Raw genomic sequence first — 2,870 nt, forward strand, 5'->3', positions numbered from 1 at the left:
GAAAGGGCGAGATCGTCGACTTCAAACCTGAACAACAGCGGATTGAAGCGCACCTGGCCAACGCTGATCGCGTGGCCGAGTTGCTCTGGCACCTGTTTCTCGACCTGCCACTTGATGATCGCCGGCAAGGCGAGGAATCCGCCGAGCAGATACAGCACCAGCAGACCCACGCCGATGATCACCGGTTTTCTGGTAACGAGGGTTCGCAGCCTGTTGAGCATGGTTGGGGCTTTCACTGCACAGACCAACTGTGCCTAATTAGTAAGCGCGATCAGCGCGATTTTGCGGCCGCCTGGGGACGCGCTGTGGCGGTACCCGACAACGGGCAAGACCGCGAGAAGCGTACTCGCCGATGGCCAGCGCGTCCGTTCCGACAACGCCACCCGGACGCTTGTTCCGGAGGCCAGCGTCCTCGTGGCGACTGACCCGGTACGGCGCATCAATCTTGCTCGATGATAGCGCGTTGTAGCCGTGGAGCATAACCACCGCGCCCGCGAGCCATGGCCGCCGAGCCGGCGCGACTCACGCGTCGATCCTTGTCCAAGGCTTACAATAGTCGTTTGCCACGCTTGACCGCGCCTCGCACCCCATCTCATCGTCGGCTCGCCGCTTGGCCATCGAGCCGCGCCGACCCCCTGCCGAAAGCCCTGCCCCATGCGCTCACCTCCTCTCGCCGGCCTCCGCGTCCTCGACCTCACGCGACTGTTGCCAGGACCGCTGGCCACCATGCACCTCGGCGACCTCGGCGCCGAGGTGATCAAGATCGAAGACACCGGTGGTGGCGATTACGCGCGCACCGCGGGTGCGGTGCACGGCGACACCAGCTACTTCCAGCTGGTCAATCGCAACAAGCGCAGTCTGACGCTGGACCTCAAACAGGCGGCCGGCGTCGAAGCCTTCATGCGCCTCGCCAGGAGAGCGGATGTGATCGTCGAGGGTTTTCGCCCGGGCGTGGTGGACAAGCTGGGCATTGGCTACCAGGCGGTATCAGCGATCAATCCACGCATTGTGTACTGCGCGATCACCGGCTACGGCCAGGACGGCCCGTACCGCGACCGCGCCGGCCACGACCTCAATTACCTCGCCTACAGCGGCCTGCTCGACCAGATCGGAGCTCCCGGCGGAGCGCCGGTGATACCCAACTTCCAGATCGGCGACCTGCTCGGCGGCTCCTTGAGTGCCCTGGTCGGCCTCCTCGCCGGCGTCGTCGATGCCCGCAGCAGTGGCCGCGGGCGCTACGTCGATGTATCGATGACCGACGCCGTTTTCGCGCACACCCTCTTCCCCTTGCTGGCGGTGCTGGGCCTCGGTCAGGCACTGCCACGTGGCGAAGACGTGCTCTCCGGCGGCATGCCCAGCTACGGCGTCTATGCGACCAGCGACGGTCGTCACCTCGCGGTCAGCGCGATGGAGCCAAAATTCTGGCAGACGCTGTGTGCGACCATCGACCGTCCGGACCTCGCGCCCTTCGTTTTCGCCACCGGCAGCGACGGGCAGCGCATCCGTGGCGAACTGGAAGCGGTCTTCGCCACGCGGACGTTCGCCGAATGGACTGCCATTTTCGAGCGCGTCGACTGCTGCGTCGCGCCAGTACTGCGTTTTGAGGAGAGCCTCGAGAACGAGCAATTGCGGGCGCGCGAAATGATCGTCGAGGTCGCTGGCGTCAAGCAGTTCGCGCCGCCGTTCAAGATCAGCGAGATGCCTTTCAGGGCCCGCCTGGACCCACCGACGGCCGGCGAGCACAGCGAGGAGATCCTCCGCGAGGCGGGTTTCAGCGCCGACGAAATCGCCAGCCTGCGCACGCAGAGAGTGATCTGAGCTGCTCCGGCAGCGGCCATCACCATGCAAGGCATCCTGCTCCTGCTTCCCGATTTCGGCCTGATCCTGCTCGGCTGGGCCCTTTATCGGCTGGTGGATTTCGGCGACAGCTTCTGGAGCGGACTCGAGAAACTGGTCTACTTCGTGCTGTTCCCAGCGCTGCTGTTCAAGTCTCTGGCCAGCGCACGAATCGACTTTGCCACCGCCGCACCGTTGTTTGCCAGCGGCGCCGCGGCGCTCCTCTGCGGTGTCGTTCTCGGCCTGCTGGCAGCGCCGCTGTTCGGGCAGAACAAGGGCGCCTTCGCCTCGCGCTTCCAGTGCGCCTTCCGCTACAACTCCTATATCGGCCTGGCGGTCATCGGCAAGCTGCACGGCGCCGAGGGCATTGCGGCGATGGGCATCCTGATCGGCGCCATGGTGCCGCTGGCGAACACCGCCTCGGTATGGATGCTGGCCCGGCACGGCAAGCTTGGGGTGTTGCGCGAAATGGCGCGCAATCCACTGGTCCTTGCCACGCTGGCCGGTTTCCTGTTCAGCGCCAGCGGACTGACGCTGCCGGCGGTCGCCGCCCAGGTGCTCGGCAGACTAAGCGAAGCGGCGGTCGCGCTCGGGCTGCTGGCGGTCGGTGCAGCACTCAAGCTGCGCGGCAGTTCAGGGTCGCATGCCGCCTCATGCTACCTGCTGGCGGTCAAGCTGCTGGCCGTGCCGGCTGCGGGCTTGTTTGCGGCATCCAGCCTCGGCCTGACCGGCGTGTATTTCGATACGGTGATCGTTTTCGCCGCCCTGCCGACAGCCACATCGGCCTACATCCTGGCCGTTCGCATGGGTGGCGACGGCCCAGGGGTTGCCTGGCTGGTGTCGGCGAATACGCTGCTGGCGATGCTCACGCTACCGGTATGGCTGACGATCGCCTTGCGTTACTGATCAGCGGTCAGCGGCACGGATGGCGATGACGCCGACCGAGATATTGTCGCTGCCGTCACGCTCGCGCGCCAGCGCGATCAGCCGCTGACAGGCTGCTTCGGGTTCGAGCGACGCGACGATCGCGGCAA

Annotated in this window: 3 protein-coding genes; 2 read left to right on the forward strand and 1 reads right to left on the reverse strand. The window is 65.6% G+C overall.

Translation table 11 applies throughout. The features are described 5' to 3' along the window. The coding region (locus RUW20_RS04190; RefSeq protein ID WP_313950942.1) for a hypothetical protein at window positions 1-221 on the reverse strand (221 nt) is incomplete at its 3' end. A 433-nt stretch (window positions 222-654) separates the two neighbouring features. Between RUW20_RS04190 and RUW20_RS04195 the strand changes: the two genes are divergently transcribed. Next, window positions 655-1,818: a CaiB/BaiF CoA-transferase family protein gene (locus RUW20_RS04195; RefSeq protein WP_313950943.1), complete on the forward strand. Its 1,164-nt coding sequence runs from the start codon at window positions 655-657 to the stop codon at window positions 1,816-1,818. Between the two features lie 24 nt (window positions 1,819-1,842). Beyond that, window positions 1,843-2,742: an AEC family transporter gene (locus tag RUW20_RS04200; RefSeq protein WP_313950944.1), complete on the forward strand. Its 900-nt coding sequence runs from the start codon at window positions 1,843-1,845 to the stop codon at window positions 2,740-2,742. Window positions 2,743-2,870 lie beyond the last annotated feature (128 nt).

The sequence above is a fragment of the Accumulibacter sp. genome (assembly GCF_032229525.1).
In the GTDB taxonomy this organism is placed as follows: domain Bacteria; phylum Pseudomonadota; class Gammaproteobacteria; order Burkholderiales; family Rhodocyclaceae; genus Accumulibacter.

Coding starts and splice junctions, on each gene's coding strand:
- RUW20_RS04195 (WP_313950943.1), top strand. CDS start 655: ATGCGCTCACCTCCTCTCGCCGGCCTCCGCGTCCTCGACCTCACGCGA.
- RUW20_RS04200 (WP_313950944.1), top strand. CDS start 1,843: ATGCAAGGCATCCTGCTCCTGCTTCCCGATTTCGGCCTGATCCTGCTC.